Origin of the sequence: Streptomyces melanogenes (genome assembly GCF_014649795.1) — a bacterium.
Lineage (GTDB): Bacteria > Actinomycetota > Actinomycetes > Streptomycetales > Streptomycetaceae > Streptomyces > Streptomyces noboritoensis.
The window spans coordinates 1-21279 of sequence record NZ_BMTS01000005.1 but is presented as its reverse complement, the minus strand read 5'-3'; the positions used below and the strand labels follow the sequence as shown (position 1 = coordinate 21279).

The 21279-nt window shown below is 72.8% G+C and carries 18 protein-coding genes; 8 read left to right on the top strand and 10 right to left on the bottom strand.

The window, feature by feature from the left end:
- The first annotated feature begins 17 nt into the window (after nt 1-17).
- Genes IE252_RS12485 through IE252_RS12470 form a run of 4 tightly spaced genes read left to right on the top strand, consistent with a single transcriptional unit; the run spans nt 18 to nt 4242 of the window.
- On the top strand, nt 18-2756 hold the full coding sequence (locus tag IE252_RS12485) for a sensor histidine kinase (RefSeq protein ID WP_190089463.1): 2739 nt from the start codon (nt 18-20) through the stop codon (nt 2754-2756).
- On the top strand, nt 2753-3193 hold the full coding sequence (locus tag IE252_RS12480; RefSeq protein WP_101387296.1) for a roadblock/LC7 domain-containing protein: 441 nt from the start codon (nt 2753-2755) through the stop codon (nt 3191-3193). The genes IE252_RS12485 and IE252_RS12480 overlap by 4 nt, the downstream gene beginning before the upstream one ends.
- 10 nt (nt 3194-3203) lie before the next feature.
- The gene (locus IE252_RS12475; protein ID WP_101387295.1) at nt 3204-3656 is read left to right on the top strand and encodes a DUF742 domain-containing protein; all 453 of its coding nucleotides are present in this window, start codon (nt 3204-3206) and stop codon (nt 3654-3656) included.
- Nucleotides 3637-4242 carry a GTP-binding protein gene (locus IE252_RS12470; protein ID WP_190089462.1) on the top strand — a complete coding sequence of 202 codons (606 nt, stop codon included), beginning with the start codon at nt 3637-3639 and terminating at the stop codon, nt 4240-4242. Before IE252_RS12475 ends, IE252_RS12470 begins: the two co-directional genes overlap by 20 nt.
- Nucleotides 4243-4324: 82 nt before the next feature.
- Here the strand turns inward: IE252_RS12470 and glpK are convergent, their stop codons facing one another.
- The 5 genes from glpK to IE252_RS12445 form a co-directional block, all read right to left on the bottom strand.
- On the bottom strand, nt 4325-5836 hold the full coding sequence (gene glpK / locus IE252_RS12465) for a glycerol kinase GlpK (protein WP_190089461.1): 1512 nt from the start codon (nt 5834-5836) through the stop codon (nt 4325-4327).
- 42 nt (nt 5837-5878) lie between these two features.
- Nucleotides 5879-6604 (bottom strand): MIP/aquaporin family protein, encoded by a 726-nt coding sequence (locus IE252_RS12460; RefSeq protein ID WP_190089460.1) that lies wholly within the window; start codon nt 6602-6604, stop codon nt 5879-5881.
- A gap of 304 nt (nt 6605-6908) precedes the next feature.
- Complete coding sequence (locus tag IE252_RS12455) at nt 6909-8105, bottom strand: lipid-transfer protein (protein WP_190089459.1); 1197 nt, start codon at nt 8103-8105, stop codon at nt 6909-6911.
- On the bottom strand, nt 8102-8530 hold the full coding sequence (locus tag IE252_RS12450) for a Zn-ribbon domain-containing OB-fold protein (RefSeq protein ID WP_190089794.1): 429 nt from the start codon (nt 8528-8530) through the stop codon (nt 8102-8104). The genes IE252_RS12455 and IE252_RS12450 overlap by 4 nt, the downstream gene beginning before the upstream one ends.
- Nucleotides 8531-8628: 98 nt before the next feature.
- Nucleotides 8629-9435 (bottom strand): M15 family metallopeptidase, encoded by an 807-nt coding sequence (locus IE252_RS12445; protein ID WP_190089458.1) that lies wholly within the window; start codon nt 9433-9435, stop codon nt 8629-8631.
- A gap of 92 nt (nt 9436-9527) precedes the next feature.
- On the opposite strand from IE252_RS12445, the gene IE252_RS12440 reads away from it, so the two are divergent.
- Entirely contained in the window at nt 9528-10064 is a 537-nt protein-coding gene (locus tag IE252_RS12440) for an NUDIX domain-containing protein (protein WP_190089457.1), read from the top strand.
- Between the two features lie 126 nt (nt 10065-10190).
- Here IE252_RS12440 and IE252_RS12435 read toward each other — a convergent pair whose 3' ends face one another.
- Nucleotides 10191-12548: a glycoside hydrolase family 31 protein gene (locus tag IE252_RS12435; protein WP_190089456.1), complete on the bottom strand. Its 2358-nt coding sequence runs from the start codon at nt 12546-12548 to the stop codon at nt 10191-10193.
- 218 nt (nt 12549-12766) lie between these two features.
- On the opposite strand from IE252_RS12435, the gene IE252_RS12430 reads away from it, so the two are divergent.
- Nucleotides 12767-14755 (top strand): acetoacetate--CoA ligase, encoded by a 1989-nt coding sequence (locus IE252_RS12430; RefSeq protein ID WP_190089455.1) that lies wholly within the window; start codon nt 12767-12769, stop codon nt 14753-14755.
- 41 nt (nt 14756-14796) lie between these two features.
- On the opposite strand, the gene IE252_RS12425 is transcribed toward IE252_RS12430, so the two are convergent.
- Nucleotides 14797-16119, bottom strand: a complete 1323-nt coding sequence (locus IE252_RS12425; RefSeq protein ID WP_190089454.1) for an aminotransferase class I/II-fold pyridoxal phosphate-dependent enzyme — start codon at nt 16117-16119, stop codon at nt 14797-14799.
- A 45-nt stretch (nt 16120-16164) separates the two neighbouring features.
- On the opposite strand from IE252_RS12425, the gene IE252_RS12420 reads away from it, so the two are divergent.
- Nucleotides 16165-17439 carry an MFS transporter gene (locus tag IE252_RS12420; RefSeq protein WP_308434534.1) on the top strand — a complete coding sequence of 425 codons (1275 nt, stop codon included), beginning with the start codon at nt 16165-16167 and terminating at the stop codon, nt 17437-17439.
- A 22-nt stretch (nt 17440-17461) separates the two neighbouring features.
- Nucleotides 17462-18418: a DUF8829 domain-containing protein gene (locus IE252_RS12415; RefSeq protein ID WP_190089453.1), complete on the top strand. Its 957-nt coding sequence runs from the start codon at nt 17462-17464 to the stop codon at nt 18416-18418.
- A 111-nt stretch (nt 18419-18529) separates the two neighbouring features.
- Here the strand turns inward: IE252_RS12415 and ptsP are convergent, their stop codons facing one another.
- The 3 genes from ptsP to IE252_RS43155 form a co-directional block, all read right to left on the bottom strand.
- Nucleotides 18530-20200: a phosphoenolpyruvate--protein phosphotransferase gene (gene ptsP / locus IE252_RS12410; protein WP_190089452.1), complete on the bottom strand. Its 1671-nt coding sequence runs from the start codon at nt 20198-20200 to the stop codon at nt 18530-18532.
- Nucleotides 20201-20295: 95 nt separating this feature from the next.
- Nucleotides 20296-20745 (bottom strand): PTS sugar transporter subunit IIA, encoded by a 450-nt coding sequence (locus tag IE252_RS12405; protein WP_190089451.1) that lies wholly within the window; start codon nt 20743-20745, stop codon nt 20296-20298.
- A gap of 263 nt (nt 20746-21008) precedes the next feature.
- Nucleotides 21009-21279: hypothetical protein (locus IE252_RS43155; protein ID WP_229848291.1), on the bottom strand; the 271-nt coding region annotated here is incomplete at its 5' end.

The following is a 21279-nucleotide window of genomic DNA, read 5'->3' as shown; positions in this document are numbered from 1 at the left end:
TTGATCTGGGGGAGGCCATGCGCTTTCGCGGGAAGTCCATCCGCAGGAAGATCGTGGCGTTGCTGCTGGTGCCGCTCGTCTCCCTCACCGCCCTGTGGGGATTCACGACCTACATCACCGGCCGCGAGGCCAACGAGCTGCTGAACGTCACGTACATCGTGGACAAGGTCGGCTCGCCGATGGAGGACACGGTCCAGATCATCCAGGAGGAGCGTCGCCAGACGCTCGTCTACCTGGCCGACCAGCGGGCCGCCGACGCGCTCGCCGCGCTGCAGAACCGCCGCCGGGACACCGACCGCGCGGTCGCGAAGATTCGTTCCGCCGCCAATGACTCCCAGGTGCGCGACGATCTGCGCCCGGCGGCCCGGGCGCGGCTGAAGACCGTCCTCCAGGAGTTCGACGGCATCGGCGACCTGCGCCGGCAGGTCGACCGCCGCAGCCTCAACCGCACCCGGGCACTGGAGGCGTACAGCGACGTCATCGAGCCCTGCTACACGTTCCTGACCAATCTCCACGCGCTGGAGAACGTGGACATGGACAAGCAGGGCCGCGCGGTCGTGGGCCTCGCCCGGGCCCGCGAGATGCTGGCGCGCGAGGACGCCCTGGTCGCCTCCTCGCTGGTCGCCCCGCCGCAGTTCACCTGGAACGAACTGCGCGAGGTCGTCAACCTGGTCGCCAACCGCACGCTCCTGTACGAGATCAGCCTGGAGAACCTGCCCGGCGGCGAGCGCGAGATCTTCGAGCGGTTCTGGGCCGCCGCCGGCTCCGAGTCGCTGCGCGCCGCCGAGCAGAACATCATCACCGCCGGCCCCACCAAGAACCCGAAGGTCGACCTGGCCCGCTGGCAGCAGACCGCGACCCCGCTGCTCGCGCGCCTCTCGCAGGCCGTCTCGGACGCCGACGACCGCTACCGCGACCGCGTCCACCCGGTCGCCTTCAACGTCCTCATCAAGGCCGGTGTCGCGGGCGTCCTCGGCTTCCTCGCGCTCGTCTTCTCGCTGTTCCTCTCCGTACGCATCGGCCGCGAGCTGATCCGCGACCTCACCCGGCTCCGCAAGGAGGCGCACGAGGTGTCCGGCGTGCGCCTGCCGAGCGTGATGCGCCGCCTCGCCGCAGGCGAGCACGTCGACGTCGAGACCGAGGCGCCGCGCCTGGACTACGAGAAGGACGAGGTCGGCCAGGTCGGCCAGGCCCTCAACACCCTTCAGCGCGCGGCCGTCGAGGCCGCCGTCAAGCAGGCCGACGTGCGGCGCGGGGTGGCCGAGGTCTTCGTCAACCTGGCCCGCCGCAACCAGGTCCTCCTGCACCGCCAGCTCACGCTCCTCGACACCATGGAGCGCCGCACCGAGGACACCGACGAGCTCGCCGACCTGTTCCGGCTCGACCACCTCACCACCCGTATGCGCCGCCACGCCGAGGGCCTGGTGATCCTCTCCGGCGCCGCCCCCTCCCGCCAGTGGCGCAAGCCCGTCCAGCTGATGGACGTGGTCCGCGCCGCCGTGGCCGAGGTCGAGGACTACGAGCGCATAGAGGTCCGCAGGCTGCCCCGGCTCGGCGTGGGCGGCCCGGCCGTCGCCGACCTCACCCACCTGGTGGCCGAACTCCTCGAGAACGCCACGGTGTTCTCGCCCCCGCACACCGCCGTCCAGGTGCACGGCGAGCAGGTGGCCAACGGCTTCACGCTGGAGATCCACGACCGGGGCCTGGGCATGACGCCCGAAGCGCTCCTCGACGCCAATCTGCGCCTCGCCGAGACCCCCGAGTTCGAGCTCTCCGACACCGACCGGCTCGGCCTGTTCGTGGTCAGCCGGCTCGCCCAGCGCCAGAACGTCCGCGTCTCGCTCCAGCCCTCCCCGTACGGCGGCACCACGGCCGTCGTGTTCATCCCGGCGGCCCTGCTCACCGACGCGCCGGACACCAACGGCACCGGCTTCCGCCTCGACCGCAAGGCGGCCCACGGCGACGCGGCCGGGCGCCGCGAGCGGGACGCGGGCCCCCGCGCGCTCTCCCCGCTCCCGGTGGGCGTCCCCGACCGCGCCCTGCTCGACGGGCCGGTCGAACTGGAGGCACCCGTGGACCCGTTGGAGCTGGACGCCCCGCACGCGCTGGGCGCCGACGAGCGGGACGACGACGTCTTCTTCGGCGCGCCCCGAGGCATCCCGGCCGACCGCCGGCAGCACCAGCAGACGGCCGACGAGGGCGCCGGAGCCCCGGGCCGGCCGGTCGGCCCCGTACCGCTGCCGCGCCGCCGTCCGCCCGCGCCGACCCTGGTCAGCGACCACGGGCGCCGGGTCGACGACCAGCCCGGGCGCGACCACCCGTCGTCCGCGGCGGAGCCGGTCCGTCCGGCCGGGCAGTCACCGGAGCTGCGGCGGGCCGACGCGCTGCGCGCCAGCGGACTCGTGCCGGCTCCGGCGCCCGAGCCGCTGCGACGGCCCGCCCACGCCCGCGAGAGCGCCGACGGAACCGGACTGCAGGGCGCCCTGCCCCGCCGGGTCCGCCAGGCCAGCCTCGCCCCCCAGCTGAAAGAGACCTCCGCCGAGCCCGCGGACCGCACCGGGCCGGGCGGCCCGGGCGCTCAGCCGCAGCCCGAGCGCGACGCAGAGGAAGTGCGCAACCGTATGGCGTCGATGCAGCGTGGCTGGCAGCGCGGGCGTCGGCACAACGCGATGACCAGCGCAGAGACCACAGCCGACGGGCCCGACCAGGCCCTGGGCGGCGTACGACGCAATACACCGGAGGGGGACGGTCGATGACCGCACCGAAGTCCGCAGCACACGACGTCATCGGGAAGGGCGCCGGGGAACTCAACTGGTTGCTGGACGAGTTGGTCGACCGGGTCGGTTCCATCCGCAAGGCGCTCGTCCTGTCCAGCGACGGCCTGCCCACCGGCACGTCCAGGGACCTGACCAGGGAGGACGGCGAGCACCTGGCCGCCGTGGCCTCCGGCTTCCACAGCCTCGCCAAGGGGGTCGGCCGCCACTTCGACGTGGGCGGGGTCCGCCAGACCGTCGTGGAGCTCGACGACGCCTTCCTGTTCGTGACCGCCGCGGGCGACGGCAGCTGTCTGGCCGTCCTGTCCGACGCCGAGTCGGACGTCGGCCAGGTGGCGTACGAGATGACCCTGATGGTCAAGCGGGTCGGGGCCCACCTCACGACGGCACCACGGACCGGCCTGCCCACCGCAGGGTGAGCGCGACGGTATGAGTGACGCAGACCAGCGGGCGCCGGCGAACGGCCCGCAGCAGCCGGACCGGGTGCCGCAGCAGTCGCCGCCCCGGCAGCACCACTGGTTCGACGACGACGCGGGACCGGTGGTGCGGCCGTACGCGATGACACGCGGCCGCACCAGCAGTGTCGGTCAGCACCGGCTCGACCTGATCGCGGTGGTGGTGCCCGAACCGGCCGCCGACGACCCGGGGCACGACCACTCGCTCTCGCCCGAGCACGTCGAGATCGTCGAGCGCTGCGTCGGCACCCCGCAGTCCATCGCCGAGCTCGCCGCCGGACTCGACCTCCCCGTCGGGGTGGTCCGCGTCCTGGTGGGCGATCTCGTCCAGGACCAGCTGGTGCACGTCTCCCGACCCGTTCCGCCGGCCGAGCTGCCGGACGAGTCCCTTCTCCGCGAGGTGATCAATGGCCTTCGGGCGCTCTAGCCGCAGGAAGCGGCCCGTCGAACCGGTGACCCTCAAGATCCTGGTGGCGGGCGGCTTCGGAGTCGGCAAGACCACTCTGGTGGGCGCGGTCAGCGAGATCCGGCCGCTGCGCACCGAGGAGCGGCTCAGCGAGGCCGGGCGGCCGGTCGACGACGTCGAGGGCGTGGAGGCGAAGAGCACCACCACGGTCGCGATGGACTTCGGCCGCATCACCCTGCGCGAGGACCTGGTCCTCTACCTCTTCGGCACGCCCGGCCAGGACCGCTTCTGGTTCCTCTGGGACGAGCTGGCGCAGGGGTCGCTCGGCGCGGTGGTCCTCGCGGACACCCGCCGCCTGGAGGACTCCTTCGCGGCGATCGACTACTTCGAGCGCCGCGGGCTGCCCTTCACGGTGGCCGTCAACTGCTTCGACGACGCGGCCCGCTACCCGGCCGACGCCGTGCGCTCCGCGCTCGACCTCGACCCGGACGTACCGCTGATGATGACGGACGCGCGCGACCGCGAGGCCGTCAAGGACGTCCTGGTCGCCGTCGTGGAACACGCGATGGTCCTCTCCGAGCGCAGACGCCGCACGGTCTCGATCTGAGGCCTTTACGCGAGGACACGGCCCGTACCCCCACCGACTGGGGTACGGGCCGTGCGTCTTGGGGGGCTTTCGCCGGTGCGGCCTACTTCCCGTCCTCCTCGTGCCAGCCGAGGCTGCGCTCCACCGCCTTGCGCCAGTTGTCGTACTCGCTCTCCCGCACCTGCGCCTCCATCGCGGGCACCCACTCCACGTCCTTCTGCCAGTGCGCCTTGAGCTCGTCCAGGCCCGCCCAGACCCCGGTGGCGAGCCCCGCCGCGTAGGCGGCGCCCAGACAGGTCGTCTCGGAGACCTTCGGCCGGATCACCGGCACGCCGAGCACATCCGCCTGATGCTGCATCAGGAGCTTGTTGACGGTCATCCCGCCGTCGACCTTGAGCGTGGTGATCCGCACCCCGGAGTCCTGGTACATCGCGTCCACCACCTCGCGGGTCTGCCAGCTGGTGGCCTCCAGGACCGCGCGGGCCAGGTGTGCCTTGGTGACGTACCGGGTCAGGCCGGTGATCACGCCGCGCGCGTCCGAGCGCCAGTAGGGCGCGAACAGGCCGGAGAAGGCGGGCACGATGTAGGCGCCGCCGTTGTCCTCGACGCTCGCGGCGAGCGTCTCGATCTCGGCGGCGCTGCGGATCAGCCCGAGCTGGTCCCGGAACCACTGGACCAGGGCCCCGGTGATCGCGATCGAGCCCTCCAGGCAGTAGACCGGCGCCTGGTCGCCGATCTTGTAGCCGACGGTGGTGATCAGACCGCTCTTGGAGGCCACCGGCCGACCGCCGGTGTTGAGCAGCAGGAAACTCCCGGTCCCGTACGTGTTCTTGGCCGTGCCCGTGTCGTAGCAGGCCTGCCCGAAGATCGCCGCCTGCTGGTCGCCGAGCGCGGACGCCACCGGCACGCCCGCCAGCTGGCCCACCGCCGTGCCGTACACCTCGGCCGAGGACCGGATCTCCGGAAGGATCGCCTCCGGTACGTTCATCGCGGCCAGGATCGAGGGGTCCCACTCCAGGGTCGACAGGTTCATCAGCATGGTCCGCGAGGCGTTGGTGACGTCGGTGACGTGCACCCCGCCGTCCGTGCCGCCGGTCAGGTTCCAGATCAGCCAGGAGTCGACGGTCCCGAACGCGATCTCGCCGCGCTCGGCACGGGTCCGAAGGCCGGGTACGTTGTCGAGCAGCCAGGCCGCCTTGGGCCCCGAGAAGTAGCTGGCCAGCGGCAGTCCGGTGGCGTCCCGGAAGCGGTCCTGGCCGTCCTCGGCGCCGAGTTGGGCGCAGAGCGCGGAGGTCCTGGTGTCCTGCCAGACGATCGCGTTGTGCACGGGCTTGCCGGTCGCCCGGTCCCACAGGACCGTCGTCTCGCGCTGGTTGGTGATGCCGAGCGCGCTGAGCTGCTCCGCGCGCATCCCGGCCTTGGCGAGCGCGCCCGCGACCACGGCCTGCACCTTGGACCAGATCTCGGTGGCGTCGTGCTCGACCCAGCCGGGCTTCGGGAAGATCTGGCGGTGCTCGCGCTGGTCCACGGCGACGATGGCGCCGCCCTGGTCGAAGATGATGCAGCGGCTGGAGGTGGTGCCCTGGTCGATGGCTGCGACGAACTTCTCCGTCATGGCTACCCCTAGGTCGGAAGGCCGCGGGTGGGCGGCGGGTCTTCAGAAGGCCGCGTGGTGGATCAGGCCGCCGAGGGCCCCGCCGGCCAGCGGTCCCGCCACCGGTATCCAGGCGTAACCCCAGTCCGACGTCCCCTTGCGGGGGATCGGCAGCACGCTGTGCACCAGGCGCGGGCCCAGGTCGCGGGCCGGGTTGATGGCGTAACCGGTGGGCCCGCCGAGCGAGAGGCCGATGCCGACGACGAGCAGCGACACGATCAGCACGGTGCTGCCGGAGTCGCCCAGGCCCTGGTTGTCGCCGAAGGCGAGCACGGGCAGCACCAGGCCGGCGGTGGCGATGATCTCGGTGACGAGATTGGCGGCCGGATTCCGGATCTCGGGGATCGTCGAGAAGATGCCGAGCGTCGGGACGGCGCCGTCCCGGTCGGCGTTGGCCCGGAACTGGGCGAAGTACACGAGGTAGGCGAGGACCGCGCCGAGCATCGCGCCGGTCAGCTGCCCCAGGACGTAGAGCCAGACCTTGTCCCACTCGCCGGTGTCGACGGCGATCCCGACGGTCACCGCCGGATTGAGGTGGCCGCCCGACAGGGGCGCCGCGGTGTACGCCCCGGCCAGCACCCCGAAGCCCCAGCCGAACGCGATGACCACCCAGCCTGCGCCTCTCGCCTTGGAGTGGTTGAGCGTGACCGCCGCGCACACCCCGGCCCCGAAGAGGATCAGGATGGACGTGCCGATGACCTCACCGAGGAAGATGTCTCCGTTGCTCATGGCTGCTCCTATGCCCTCGCCCGGGGCGTGGCCCCGGTCCGCCGTGCAGGGTGCGCGCTTCCCATGGCTGCGGCGCCGGTGGTGGGGGCCTGCTCGCCCCCGCCCGGCGTCCGTGACGAGCGTGCTCGTCTGGCGGAGCCGCCGGTGGGGGAGCAGCCCGGCGGCCGCGTGCGACGGCACGCGGCCGGGAGCCGAGGAACGGCGACGCCGAGAGACAACGGGAAGTGTTCACCGGCCGTGATGGAGCGTCAAGGTCGCCGACAGCACCGGCCGCCGGGGTACGGGCACGGCGGCGGCCGGGAGCTCAGCGCACCGCGATCACCGACGAGCCGTGCCCGAACAGGCCCTGGTTGGCGGTGATCCCGGTCCTCGCCCCGTCGATCTGCCGCTCGCCCGCCGTGCCGCGCAGCTGCCAGGTCAGCTCGCAGACCTGCGCGATCGCCTGGGCGGGCACCGCCTCGCCGAACGATGCGAGCCCCCCGCTCGCATTGACCGGAACGCGACCACCGAGCGCCGTCACGCCCTCCCGTACGAGCTTCGCGCCCTCCCCGGCGCCGCACAGCCCCAGATCCTCGTACCACTCCAGCTCCAGGGCGGTCGACAGGTCGTACACCTCGGCCAGCGACAGGTCCTCGGGCCCGATCCCGGCCTCCTCGTAGGCGGCCCGGGCGATGGAGGCACGGAAGGAGTACGGCGAGGGCTCGGCCGCGACCGCCGAGTCGGTGGCGATGTCCGGCAGGTCCAGGACCGTGTTCGGGTAGGTGGGCGTGACCGTGGACACGGCCCGGATGCGGACCGGGTCCACCGCCCCGTGCCGGCGCGCGTAGTCCATGCCGCACAGCACCAGGGCGGCCGCCCCGTCGGAGGTCGCGCAGATGTCGAGCAGCCGCAGCGGATCGGCGACCACCGCCGAGGCGGCGACCTCCTCGGCGGACACCGCCTTGCGGTAGCGGGCGTACGGGTTGAGCGCGCCCGCCGCCGCGTTCTTCACCTTGACGCGCGCGAAGTCGTCGGGCGTGTCCCCGTGCAGGGCCATGCGGCGGCGGGCGTAGAGGCCGAAGTAGGCCGGGTTGGTGGCGCCAAGCACCCGGAAGCGCAGCCAGTCGGGATCGTCGGGCCGCTCGCCGCCCGCCGGGGCGAAGAACCCCTTGGGCGCCGCGTCGGCGCCCACCACGAGCACCACCTCGGCCATCCCGGAGAGGATCTGTGCCCGCGCGGTGTTGATCGCCTGCGCCCCGGAGGCGCAGGCCGCGTAGACGCTGGTCACGCGCGCGCCCTGCCAGCCGAGCGCCCGCGCGAAGGTCGCCCCGGCCACATACCCGGGGTAGCCGCCGCGCACGGTCGCCGCGCCGACCACGGACCGTACGTCCGGCCAGTCGAGCCCGGCGTCGGCTAGCGCGGCGCGGGCCGCGACCGTCCCGTACTCGACAAAACTCCTGCCCCATTTGCCCCACGGGTGCATTCCGGCACCGAGGACCGCGATGTCGCCCGCGCCGCTCATGCGCCCGCCTCCACGGGCCGCCAGTGCCAGGTCGTCCAGGTGGTCCCGGCCTCCTCGTTGAGCACGCCCGGCACCACCTCGACCTCCATCCCGACGGCGAGGTCGGCGGTCGTCACCCCCGGCACGGCCTGCCCGAGGACGACCATCCGCTCCGCCTCCAGCTCCACCGCCACCAGCGTGTACGGCTGCCAGACGGCCTCGGGGTCAAAGACGTAGGGCGCGGGCGGCCGGTAGCGCCCGTCGGTGTACGACCAGACGCGCCCGCGCCGGGAGAGCGGGACCTCGGTCAGCTCCCGCCCGGCGCAGCCGGGGTTGCGGCAGAAGGAGTCCTCGCGGGGGAAGAACACGGAGGCGCAGGCCGAGCACCGGGTGCCGAGCAGCCGGAACCCCTCGTCCTCCGCCTCCGTGAACCAGCCCGCCACCACGGGTGTGCGCATGCGCGTCAAAACCCCTCCCGGCGCTCGTATCTGACGGAACGTCAGAAGTGTGCCACGGGTGGCCGTGCTCCGGCAGGGGGTGTCGCTCAGTGGTGACCGGCCACCGAGCGCCACGCCACCGGGAAGTCGAAGTAGGTGTCCGGGAACGGCTCCGGCTGGAAGGTGAAGTGCCACCACTCCTGCGGGATCCCGACGAACCCGGCGGCCTGGAGCGTGCCCTTCAGGAGCTGGCGGTTGGCGCGCTGGACGCCCTGGATGCGTGGGTCGTCGGTGTGCGAGAGGGTGTCGAAGCAGTCGAAGCCGGTGCCCATGTCGACGGAGTTGTCGGGGAAGCGCTGGTCCTTCGGCGCGAAGCACGGCACCAGCTGCTGACCGGGGCGGTAGGGCGGCGTCGGCCACGCGGGCAGCCGGACCATGGTGACGTCGATCGAACTGCCCCGGCTGTGCCCGGACTTGGCCGCGATGTACACGTCCTCGAACAGCCTCGACTTGTCGACAAGCGGATAGAACTCGGTCTTCATCCGCTGGTCGTCGAGGTCCTTGGCCCACTCCACGAAGTTGTCGACGGCCCGCTGCGGCCGGAAGCAGTCGTACACCTTCAGCGAATAGCCCTGGCGGAGCAGCTTCAGCTGCGCCTGGTGCAGTGCCTGGGCCGCCTGGCGGGTCAGGATGCACACCGGCTGCTTGTAGCCGTCGATCGGCTTGCCCACGAAGTTGTGCGGCGTGATGTAGCGCATCTCCTGGATGATCGTCGGGTCCACGGTGGCCAGCGCCACGAACTCGGCGGGCGCCTTGGGTTCGGGCGTGGCCCGGGCGGTGGACGAGGTGGCGGTCACGGCGAGCAGGGCTGCGGCAGCGGCGACCAGGCCGCGCACGGTTGATCTGAGTGTCATGAGCACACCCTTCATGGCTCAACGGGGCGTAGAAAAGGGGAAGTTGGGGCAATGTGATCCGATGGCCGAATGTATTCGGTTAAAGTCCGCGCGTGACCGGGACCTCGAAGACCTCGAAGCAGCCTGTGAAGGACTCGCACTGCGCCGCGTGCGGGTCGCCCTACCCCTCGGCCTCGGCCGGCTGGCCCCGCCCCTGCGCGGCCTGCGGGACCATCACCTACCGCAACCCGCTGCCCGTCGCCCTCGCCCTCCTTCCCGTGACGGACGCGCGCGGTACGGGACTCGTCGTCATCACCCGCGCGGTGGAGCCCCATATAGGCCGCCGTGCCCTGCCCGGCGGCTTCGTCGACGACGGCGAGCTGTGGCAGGAGGCGGTGGTCCGCGAGCTGTACGAGGAGACGGGCATCGAGGCGTCCGCCGCCGAGGTGCGCCTCGCGGACGCGCTCAGCTCCCCACACCACGTGCTCCTGTTCGGTCTGCTGCCCGCCCGCGCCGCGGCCGCACTCCCACCGCCCGCCCCGACGGACGAGACGGCGGGCTGGCGGGTGCTCCGCCGCCCCGAGGAACTGGCGTTTCCGCTGCATACGGAGGTGGTACGGGCGTGGTTCGCGGGGCGGTTCGTGCGGTGAGGGGAGGCTGGGTCGTGCGGTGAGGGGGGCTGGTCGTGACGGCGGGCGGGCGTTGAGGATGCCTGGGCGCTGAGGAGGCGAGGGCCAGGGGCACCCGCTCCCGGGGCCAGGCACACCCGCCCCGCCTCACCGCCCCCCACCCCGCACCCGCACCTCGTACCCCACCTCCCGCGTCGCCCCCTCGTCCGTGATCCGCTCCACCACCACCCGGCCGCCCGCTATCCGGGTGGAGAAACGCTCCACCACCGTCGGCGCCCACCCGTCGCCCGCGTCCCGGACGACCAGGCCGCCGCCGGTGCGCCCGGCCGCCGGGGCCCACACCTCCAGCTCCACCTCGCCCTGCGCGCCGCGCACCGGGATGACGGAACCGGCCCTGGCCAGCACCGGGATACGGGCCAGGGGCGCGTCCACCAGGACCTGGCAAGGCCCCTCGTGGGGCTCCTCGGTCGCCGTGTCGTACCAGCGGCCGCGCGGCAGCCGCACCGCCCGCCGGTCCGTGCCCCGCTCGAAGACGGGCGCCACCAGCAGCGCGTCGCCGAGCAGGAACGCGTCCTCGCACTCCCGCAGCGACCGATCGCCCGGCGTGCCCCACCACACCGGCCGTGCGTAGGGCGCCCCGGTCAGCCGGGCGAGCTGCGCCAGCGTCGTGAAGTACGGGTGCAGCCGCTCCCGCTCGGCCATCGCCACGCGCGCGTGGCCGAGCACCTCCGGCCCGAACTCCCACGGCTCCCGGCGCCCGGCCCAGATCGCCGAGTGCGTACGGAAGAACGGCAGCCAGGAAGCCAGCTGCAACCAGCGCAGATACAGCTCCGGCGACGGGGTGCCGCTGAACCCGCCCACGTCCGGACCCGAGTACGGCACCCCGCACAGCCCCAGCCCGAGCACCAGGGCGAGCGAGGCCCGCAACCCCGGCCAGCCGGTGCTCACATCACCCGACCAGGTGCCTCCGTAGCGCTGCATCCCGGCCCAGCCGGAGCGGCTGAACAGGAAGGGGCGCTCGTCGGGGCGCAGCCTGCGCAGCCCCTCGTAGCCCGCCCGCGCCATCGTCAGGCCGTACACGTTGTGGGCCTCGCGGTGGTCGCCGCCGCGGCCCTCCAGCGCGTGCCGCGCGGAGCGGGGCAGGGTCGGATCGCCGAAGGGCGCGAACGACGTCGGCTCGTTCATGTCGTGCCACACCCCGGCGAAGCCCTGGTCGAGCCGCTCCTGGTAGAGCCCGCCCCACCACTCGCGCGCACGTGGATCGGTGAAGTCGGGATACGCGCACTCGCCCGGCCAGACCACGCCCCGCACCTTGTCGCCGCGCGCGTCCCGGACGAACGCGTCCGCCGCGAGCCCGCTCTCGTACACCGCGTTGCCGCGCTGCGCCTTGACCGCCGGGTCGACGATCGACACCAGCCGCACCCCGTCCTCGGCCAGGTCCTTGGCGAGGCGGGGCAGGTCCGGGAAGTGCTCGCGGTCGACCGTGAACACCTGGTGGGCGTCGTAGTGGTCGATGTCCAGATGGAGCGCGGACAGCGGCAGCCCGCGCTCCCGGTACCCGGCGACGACCCGCCGCACCTCGGCCTCGCTGCCGAAGCCCCAGCGGGCGTGCTGCGGGCCAAGGGCCCAGGACGGCGGCAGCGCGGGCGCGCCGGTCAGCGCCGTCCAGCCCTGCAGCACGCGCGCGGGGGTGCCCGCCACCACCCAGCAGCGCAGCGGGCCGCCCTCCATCCGCAGCTCGCTGCTCCCGGCCCGGTCGTGACCGGAACCGGCGCCCTCCTCGCCCTCGCGCAGCAGGACCCGGCCGTCCCAGGTGTTGTCGTAGAACGCCAGATGCGTCCCGGCGTCCGCCACCACCAGCTGCACCGGCATGGTGATGTACAGCGGGTCGTCGCCGGGGGCGAAGCCGCCGCGCGGGTCGGTGTTCCACAGCCGGTACGCCCCGTCGCGCAGCCGGGGTCCTTCCGCCCGGCCGCCGAGCCCGAACACGCGCGCGTCGGCCGCGACTTCGGAGCGCTGCACCCAGCGCGCGGGACCGCCGCCGACCGGCTCCCACCAGCGCGGCGGCAGCTCGCGGCGGAGCACGACGCCACCCGGGGTGCGCACCTCCACCGCCCCGTGCCGGGACACCGCCACCATCACGCGTTCGGAGACCACCCGCCAGCCGCCGTCCGTGTCGGGCTCCAGGACGGCGCGCGCGTCGGGCTCGGGCGCGGGCCCCGCCAGCGCGTACGACGGCTCGGGGCCGGCTCCGTCCCAGCCCCAGAACACGGCGCCGCCCGCCGCCACCCGCACCTCCAGGGCGGAGCGCGCGAACCGCACCACGCCACCGCCCGGCCGGGGCTCCGCGCCCTGGACCTGACCGGGCACCCGGGCGCGCTCCGGACCGCGCGCGGGCAGCCCCCACGCGTCCGCCCGGCGCCGCCGCAGGGCCGAGCGGACCGCCCTCAGCCCCTGCACCGAGCCGACCGCCTTCACCGAGCGCACCAGGTCATTGCCGTCCATGCGGCTCACCCTGCCATCCGGATCATGAGCTGTGTGCTCCGTTCAACTTCCGTTCACCCGTGGTGGCACCACATCGTCAGGTGCCGGACTATGGGCGGCACACCCTGGTGCGGAAGACGATCACATGGCATCGTCCCTGTGAGCCGCCGCATGCGCACACCCCTACGCGTGTGCGCGCGGCACACGCACACCACGCGTACCAGCCCGGGAGCCGACCCATGACCTCACCAGCGAACGCCGCGCCGCAGCCCGCGCCCCTGTGGCAGCCGAGCCCCGACCGCATCGCCGGGGCGCGGATCACCGCGTTCCAGACCTGGGCCGCCGAGCGGTACGGCGCCCCCGCCGAGGGCGGCTACCAGGCGCTGCACCGCTGGTCCGTCACCGAACTCGACACCTTCTGGAAGGCCGTCGCCGACTGGTTCGACGTGCGCTTCTCCACCCCGTACGAGACGGTGCTCGCCGACCGGTCGATGCCGGGCGCCCAGTGGTTCCCCGGCGCCACCCTCAACTACGCCGAGCACGCGCTGCGCACCGCCGAGGACCCGGCCCGCGCCGACGACGCCGCGCTGCTGCACGTCGACGAGACGCACGAGCCCGTCGCCACCAGCTGGGCGGAGCTGCGCCGCCAGGTCGGCTCGCTCGCCGCCGAGCTGCGCGCCCTGGGCGTCCGGCCCGGGGACCGCGTCAGCGGCTATCTGCCGAACGTCCCGCAGGCCGTCACCGCGCTCCTGGCCACCGCGGCCGTCGGCGCCGTGTGGACCTCGTGCGCCCCCGACTTCGGCGCGCGCAGCGTCCTCGACCGGTTCCAGCAGGTGGAACCCGTCGTCCTGTTCACCGTCGACGGCTACCGCTACGGCGGCAAGGAGCACGACCGCACCGACGTCGTCGCCGAGCTCCGCCGCGAACTGCCCACCCTGCGCGCCGTCGTCCACATCCCGCTGCTCGGCACCCCTGCCCCCCAAGGAACTCTCGCATGGTCATCGCTCACTGAGAGTGACAACGAGCCGGTCTTCGAGCAAGTTCCCTTCGACCACCCGCTCTGGGTGCTCTACTCCTCCGGCACGACGGGCCTGCCCAAGGCCATCGTCCAGTCGCAGGGCGGCATCCTTCTCGAACACTTCAAACAGCTCGGCCTCCACTGCGACCTGGGCCCCGAGGACCGGTTCTTCTGGTACACCTCCACCGGCTGGATGATGTGGAACTTCCTCGTCTCCGGCCTGCTGACCGGCACCACGGTCGTCCTGTACGACGGCAGCCCGGGCTACCCGGAGACCGGCGCCCAGTGGGGCGTCGCCGAGCGGACCGGGGCCACCCTCTTCGGCACCTCCGCCGCCTATGTGATGGCCTGCCGCAAGGCCGGTGTGCACCCGTCGCGCGACCACGACCTCTCGCGCGTGAAGTGCGTCGCCACCACCGGCTCGCCGCTCCCGCCGGACGGCTTCCGCTGGCTCCACGACGAGGTCCGCGAGGACCTGTGGATCGCCTCGGTCAGCGGCGGCACCGACGTCTGCTCCTGCTTCGCGGGCGCCGTCCCGACGCTGCCCGTCCACATCGGCGAGCTCCAGGCCGCCTGTCTGGGCACCGACCTCCAGTCGTGGGACCCGCAGGGCAAGCCGGTCGTGGGCGAGGTGGGCGAGCTGGTCGTGGTCAACCCTATGCCCTCCATGCCGATCCGCTTCTGGAACGACCCGGACGGCAGCCGCTACCGCGACAGCTACTTCGAGATGTTCCCCGGCGTGTGGCGCCACGGCGACTGGATCACGATCACCGACCACGGCTCGGTGGTCATCCACGGCCGCTCCGACTCCACCCTCAACCGCCAGGGCGTCCGCATGGGTTCGGCGGACATCTACGAAGTCGTCGAACGCCTCCCGGAGATCCGCGAGTCCCTGGTCATCGGCATCGAAGAGCCGGACGGCGGCTACTGGATGCCGCTCTTCGTCCACCTCGCCGAGGGCGCCGTCCTGGACGACGACCTCCGTACGAAGGTGAAGCAGGCGATCCGGGAGCAGCTCTCCCCGCGCCACGTCCCGGACGAGATCATCGAGGTCCCGGGCGTCCCGCACACGTTGACGGGCAAGCGCATCGAGGTGCCGGTCAAGCGACTGCTCCAGGGCACCCCGCTGGAGAAGGCCGTGAACCCGGGCTCGGTCGACAACCTCGACTTCCTCCGCTTCTACGAAGCGGTGGGCCGCAAGCACGGCTGACCCGTGCGCGCCCCAGCCTTCGAAGGCCGGGGCGCCGCCCGTCACCCTCCGTACGTGGCCTCGGACTCGCCCAGCACCTCGGCGAAGTCCGCGGCCAGCCGGGCCGCCTCGGTGGGCTTCAGCCCCGCCGAGGTGATCCGTACACCGGCGCTCGAGGCGATCCGGAACCGCGCCCCGGCGGCGACCCACCAGCCGCGCGAGCGCAGCCCGTTCACCACCGCCGACTCGTCCCGCACCGGCACCCACAGGTTCATCCCGCTCGCCCCGTGCGAGGCGATCCCGCGCCGCTCCAGCTCGCCCGCCAGAGCGCTCCGCCGCTCCGCGTAGGCGTCACGCGCGCGGTGCACGAGTTCCCGTGCCATCCGGTCGGTGAGCAGCCCGAGCACCGTGCCCTGGAGCAGATGGCTCACCCAGCCGGAGGTCAGCAGCAGCCGGCCGTCGTGCCGCGCCAGCGTCGCCGGGTCACAGGCGGCGGCCGCCCACCGCAGGTCCGTGCCCAGGTACTTCGTCACCGTCCGCACATGCGCCCAGCGCGCCAGCCGCCCGCCCGCAGTCAGCGTGTACAGCGGCGCCCCCGCGATCTCCGCGGCGTGGTCGTTCTCGATCACCAGCACCTCGGGCGCGGCCCGCAGCACCTCCACCAGGTCGTCCCGGCGCCGCTCCGAGAAGCAGCCGCCGTACGGGTTCTGCGCCCGCGGGCTGCACACGACGGCCCGCGCCCCGGCCCGCAGCGCCTCGCGCAGGGCCTCGGGCCGCATCCCCTCGTCGTCGACGGCGACCGGGACCGTACGCAACCCCATGACCTGCACCAGGTCGAGCAGATGGTGGTAGCCGGGATCCTCCATGGCCACCGCGTCACCGGGCCGCAGCTCGGTGGTGAGCAGCCGGGCGACGCAGTCGAGCGCGCCGTGCGCGAAGGTCACCGACCCGCTCGGCACGCCGTCGGCGCCCAGCCACTCCTGGACGCGCTTTTCAAGGAGCGGCAGCCGTGGCGTCGAGCGGTGCGACCGCGCACCGGCCGTCATCCGCACCGGCGCGGGCAGTTCGGGCAGGAAGGCCGGGTCCGGGTGGCCGCCCGCGAGGTCCCGCAGCCCCTCCGGCACCTTCGGCGGGCGCCGTGAGGCGACCGAGGGCGCGGCGGCGACCACGGTCCCGCCCCGCCCGTGGGTGACCACGACGCCGCGCCCGCGCAGCTCCTTGTACGCCGTCGCCACCGTGCCCGGACTCACGCCCAGGTCGTCCGCGAGGCGGCGGACCGGAGGAAGCGTGTCCCCGGGCGCCAACCCGCCGTCGGCGACGCCCCGTTCGACGGAAGCGGCAATTCCCTTGGCCGAGGTGCCACTGATCGCATATTGTTCTGCCACGTACTGAACTATGTATCAATACATAATGCCAGTCAAGGGGGAGCAGTGACTTTGCGCAGCCGACGTGCCGCACTGTGGGAACGAGTCCCGGGAGGCCGCGACGGCCGACTGATGCTCTGGGTGGCCTTCGTCGACCGGACCGGAAGCGGCCTGTGGGCCGCCGTCTCGGTCCTGTACTTCACCTACGTGGCTGGGCTCTCCGTCGCCCAGGTCGGCACGCTGGTCGCCCTCGCCGGCGCGGTCGGCATCGCGGGCGCGCCCATAGGAGGCCGCATCGCCGACCGGCTGCCCCTCACGCGCGTGCTCATCGCCTTCCAGGTCCTGCGCGCCCTGGCCTCCGCCGCCCTGCTCACCACCGACAACTACGCGCTCCTGCTGGTGTACTCGGCCGTCGGCAGCTTCGGCGACCGCTCCGCCAACGTGCTCACCAAGCTGTACGCGGCCCGCGTCGCCGGACCCGACCGCGTCCGCTACCAGGCTGTCAGCCGCACCCTGGCCAACGCGGGCTGGGCCGTCGGAGGCCTCGCCGCGGCACTCGCCCTCGCACTCGCCACCACGGCCGCCTACCAGTGGCTGCTCGCCGGAGACGCCCTCTCCTTCGTGGGCGCCGCCCTGGTCGCCGCCCGCTGCGCCGAACCGCCCTCGCCCACGCGCACGGTCGCCACCTCCAAGGACCCCGCCCCCGCCGCACGACCGGCCAACCCCTGGAAGGACCGCACCTACCTGGCCTATGTGGCCACCGAAGCGGTGCTCTTCATGGACGACGCCGTCTTCAAGGTCGGCATCCCCCTCTGGGCCGTCTCCGCCACGGACGCGCCGCACGGCCTCGTACCGCTCCTGATGGTGCTCAACAACGTGATGGTGGTGGGCCTCCAGGTCCCCCTCGCCCGCTTCGGCGCGACCACCAAGGCGGCCCACCGGCTGCTCCTCCCGCTCGCCACCGTCTTCGCCGCCGCCGGCGTCGCCATGGCCGCCTCGGCGGTCCACGGCGCCGTACCCGCGAGCATCTGCCTGACCGTCTCGGCCGCCGCCTTCACCCTGGCCGAGATGATCCACGCCACCGTCTCGTGGGAACTCTCGATCGCGCTGGCGCCGGAACAGGCCCAGGGCAGCTACCTCGGCGTGCACGGGCTGGCCCAGTCCGCCCAGCGCAGCGCGGGACCGCTCGCCGTCACCGCGGCCATCGCGACCGGCCCCGTCGGCTGGACGGCATTCGGCGCCGTCATCGCTCTGACCTGCTGCGTTCAGCACCGGCTGGTACGGGACCGGCTGCCGCGCCCGGCGTTGTCAGTGCCCTCCGTTACGGTGAGTGAGCACTGATCGACAGTACGCAGGGGGAAACATGGCACACATCCGCAACTCCAGGAAGTCCACCGGCCCGACGGCCTCCACCCGGTCCCGAACACCCCGCGGCTCCCGGCCCGGCCACGCGCCCAGAGCCACGCGGCGGACCCTGCGCAGGGAGACGCCGAACACGGTGGGGCTGCTGGCCGACGCGTACGACTTCGAGGCGATGACGCGGTACCGGACCTTCGCCTTCGACGACCACACCGCCTACCTCCGCCAGGTCGACGGCCTCCTCAGATCCTTCGCCGCCCAGGGCCTGCACACCACGGTTGCCCTCTTCGACCCGGAGGAGTTCACCGAGTTCTGCACGGCCGGAGGCCTCGACCCCGACAGTGCCGACAGCCGCACCCGCTTCACGGCCGAGATCGCGGCGGGCGGCGCCCGCGTCGCCTATGCGGGCCAGCCCATCGACAGCCTGGTGCCCGAGCTCATCAACAAAGCGGTCCGCCAGGCGACCTGGGACTACGCGACCCTGCTCCTCGCCGACCTGGGGGAGTGCGCCGAATGCGGCCGGGACATCGGCCGCTCCGCCTTCGAACGCGCCTCGACGATCCTCACCCGCCTGATCGAGGCGGCGGGCCCGGGCCTGCACCACATGGTGTGCAGCGTTCAGGCACAGCAGGAGCACCTCATCGCCGTGCTCCACGCCGAGGGCCGCGGCGACGGCCCGGCCCTGCTCGACGAGACGGACGTCGCCGAGTTCGTCACCGTCCTCGCCGCGGGCATCGCCCAGCACAGCCCGGGCGGCCTGGTGCTGCGCACCACGGCGACGGACGCGCCCGACCGCGTCCACGGCTGGCGGCTGCACGAGGGCGGGCTGCTCCCGCTCACCGCCGGGGAAGTCTTCAGCGCGTACTGCACCGACGCCGACACCGGAGACCCGGTGGCACCCGAACCAGGAGTGGACTACCGGGCGGGCTTCCCGTTCGACCAGCCCACCACCGACCACTGACCCCTGGCCACCAACCACTGACCGACAAGCGAAAGGGGCTCCCCGACGCACCGGCGACGGGAAGCCCCTCTCACTCAGACACCGCGTCCAGGCAGCGGACGGCCGACCGGGTCACTCCCCGGACAGCACCGCCTGCGCGGCCACGCGGGCCTCCTCGGCCGAGTCCGCGGCACGGGCCGCGGCGGCAGCGCGCTCGCACTGGGCGAGCGTGTACTTCGCCAGCGTCGCGCGCACGTAAGGAATGGACGCGGCACCCATCGACAGGCTGGTCACACCCAGACCGGTGAGCACACACGCGAGCAGCGGATCGGAGGCGGCCTCACCACAGACACCACAGCTCTTGCCCTCGGCCTTGGCCGCCTCGGCGGACAGCGCGACCAGGTCGAGCAGCGCGGGCTGCCACGGGTCCTGCAGCCGGGACACCGCGCCGACCTGCCGGTCGGCCGCGAACGTGTACTGGGCCAGGTCGTTGGTGCCGAGCGACAGGAACTCGACCTCCTGGAGGATCGAGCGCGCGCGGAGCGCGGCGGAGGGGATCTCCACCATCGCGCCGAACTTCGCCTGCAGCCCCGCCGCCCGGCACGCGTCCGCGAACGCCTTGGCGTCCGCACGGTCCGCGACCATCGGCGCCATGACCTCCAGGTAGACCGGAAGCCCCTCGACGGCCTTCGCCAGCGCCGTCAGCTGCGTCCGGAGCACCTCGGGGTGGTCCAGGAGCGACCGCAGACCGCGCACGCCGAGCGCCGGGTTCGGCTCGTCGGCGGGCGTCAGGAAGTCCAGCGGCTTGTCGGCGCCCGCGTCCAGCACCCGCACGACCACACGGCCTTCGGGGAACGCCTCCAGCACCTTGCGGTACGCCTCGACCTGCTTCTCCTCCGACGGCGCCTTCGCGGAGTCGTCGAGGAAGAGGAACTCGGTACGGAACAGACCGACGCCCTCGGCGCCCGCCTCCACCGCCGCCGGGACGTCGGCGGGACCGCCGACGTTGGCGAGCAGCGGCACCTTGTGCCCGTCCGAGGTCGCACCCGGACCGGAGGACGCGGCCAGCGCGGCCTTGCGCTCGGCCGCGGCACGCTCCAGCTCGGCGCGCTTGTCGTCGCTCGGGTCGACGAAGATCTCACCGGTGCTGCCGTCGACGGCGACCAGCGTGCCCTCGGCGAGCTCACCGGCGCCCGGCAGCGCCACGATCGCGGGGACGCCCAGCGCCCGCGCCAGAATCGCGCTGTGGCTGGTCGGCCCGCCCTCCTCGGTCACGAAACCGAGCACCAGCGCCGGGTCGAGCAGCGCCGTGTCGGCGGGAGCGAGGTCGCGCGCGATCAGTACGTACGGCTCGTCGCTGTCCGGCACCCCCGGCATCGGGACGCCGAGCAGGCGCGCCACGATGCGGTTGCGCACGTCGTCGAGGTCCGCCACACGCCCGGCCATGTACTCACCGGCGCCCGCGAGCAGCTCGCGGTAGTGCGAGAACGCGTCGTACACGGCCCGCTCGGCGGTGCTGCCGACGGCGATGCGCCGGTCGACGTCGGCGATCAGCTCGGGGTCCTGGGCGATCAGGGCCTGGGCCTCCAGCACCGCCTGCGCCTCACCGCCGGCCAGGTTGCCGCGCGCGTTCAGGTCGGCCGCCACGGCCTCGACGGCCTTGCGGGCACGCCCCTGTTCGCGCTCCGCCTCCTCCGCCGGAATCTGCTTGGCCGGCGGCTCCAGGACCGCAGTGCCCATGTGCCGGACCTGGCCGATCGCCACACCGTGGCTCACGCCGACGCCTCGCAGCGTTGTCTCCATTTCACCCGTCTCCGATTGGTGCGGCGGTCTCCGCCACCGCGGTGGATGTCCGACTCACCGTCTCGACGACGGCGGCGTCACGACTTCTGGCTGAACTACTTCCAGGTGAAGAGGGCGTCGCCGGCCTTCACATCGCCGTCCGCACGGAGGTCGCCGAGGGAGTCAGCAGTGGCTTCGAGGGCCACGATGGGGCACACGGGGGACTTCCCGGCCGCTTCGACGGCAGCCGGGTTCCAGCGCACGACGGCCTGGCCGCGCGTGACGGTGTCGCCCTTGTTGACGAGCAGCTCGAAGCCCTCGCCGTTGAGCTGGACGGTGTCGATACCGAGGTGCGTCAGCACACCGTGGCCCTCGTCGTCGACGACGACGAAAGCGTGCGGGTGCAGGGAGACGATGACGCCGTCGACGGGGGAAACCGCCTCCGAGGGCTCCCGTACGGGGTCGATGGCGGTACCGGGGCCCACCATTGCGCCGGAGAACACCGGATCGGGCACTGCCGCGAGTCCGATGGCACGCCCGGCGAGCGGGGACGTCACGGTGGTCATGGATGGCCTCCCAGGGGTGGGGCTTCTTCGTGTCACCGTCACTACGTGCTGTGTGACGGCGTACTTTTCAGAAGGGTAAGTCATAAGAAGTCCGGGTTCGCCTGGTATGACTCCAGGCCGGGCTTCCCCGACGGAGACTACTGGACTAGACCGGTGCGGTAGTGGACTAGACCATAGACCCCCAGGGGCTCGGGGGCCGATTTGCCCCGACCGCTCCCGGGGCTGTACTGTCCTAAGTCCCGCCTGACGACAACGTGTGAACTTCACGTGAATGTGTCGGGACGGGCAGGCTCCTCTTCTACTTGCTGATCTTGATCCTGCACCTCGCTCTGCTGTGCCCGTATTTCCGTGCGCCGCAAAACGAAGTGGTCAGGGAGACGGAAAAGCACTGATAGAGTCGGAGCCGCCGGAAAGGGAAACGCGAAAGCGAAAACCTGGAAAGCGCCGAGGAAGTCGGACACGAAAGAGTCTGATAGAGTCGGAAACGAAGGAAGCGCCCGGAGGGCCCGGAAACGGGAACGAAGGAAGCGTCCG

Coding starts and splice junctions, on each gene's coding strand:
- IE252_RS12415 (WP_190089453.1), top strand. CDS start 17,462: ATGGCACACATCCGCAACTCCAGGAAGTCCACCGGCCCGACGGCCTCC.
- IE252_RS12405 (WP_190089451.1), bottom strand. CDS start 20,745: ATGACCACCGTGACGTCCCCGCTCGCCGGGCGTGCCATCGGACTCGCG.
- glpK (WP_190089461.1), bottom strand. CDS start 5,836: ATGACGGAGAAGTTCGTCGCAGCCATCGACCAGGGCACCACCTCCAGC.
- IE252_RS12445 (WP_190089458.1), bottom strand. CDS start 9,435: ATGACACTCAGATCAACCGTGCGCGGCCTGGTCGCCGCTGCCGCAGCC.
- IE252_RS12470 (WP_190089462.1), top strand. CDS start 3,637: ATGGCCTTCGGGCGCTCTAGCCGCAGGAAGCGGCCCGTCGAACCGGTG.
- ptsP (WP_190089452.1), bottom strand. CDS start 20,200: ATGGAGACAACGCTGCGAGGCGTCGGCGTGAGCCACGGTGTGGCGATC.
- IE252_RS12435 (WP_190089456.1), bottom strand. CDS start 12,548: ATGGACGGCAATGACCTGGTGCGCTCGGTGAAGGCGGTCGGCTCGGTG.
- IE252_RS12460 (WP_190089460.1), bottom strand. CDS start 6,604: ATGAGCAACGGAGACATCTTCCTCGGTGAGGTCATCGGCACGTCCATC.
- IE252_RS12475 (WP_101387295.1), top strand. CDS start 3,204: ATGAGTGACGCAGACCAGCGGGCGCCGGCGAACGGCCCGCAGCAGCCG.
- IE252_RS12485 (WP_190089463.1), top strand. CDS start 18: ATGCGCTTTCGCGGGAAGTCCATCCGCAGGAAGATCGTGGCGTTGCTG.
- IE252_RS12480 (WP_101387296.1), top strand. CDS start 2,753: ATGACCGCACCGAAGTCCGCAGCACACGACGTCATCGGGAAGGGCGCC.
- IE252_RS12455 (WP_190089459.1), bottom strand. CDS start 8,105: ATGAGCGGCGCGGGCGACATCGCGGTCCTCGGTGCCGGAATGCACCCG.
- IE252_RS12430 (WP_190089455.1), top strand. CDS start 12,767: ATGACCTCACCAGCGAACGCCGCGCCGCAGCCCGCGCCCCTGTGGCAG.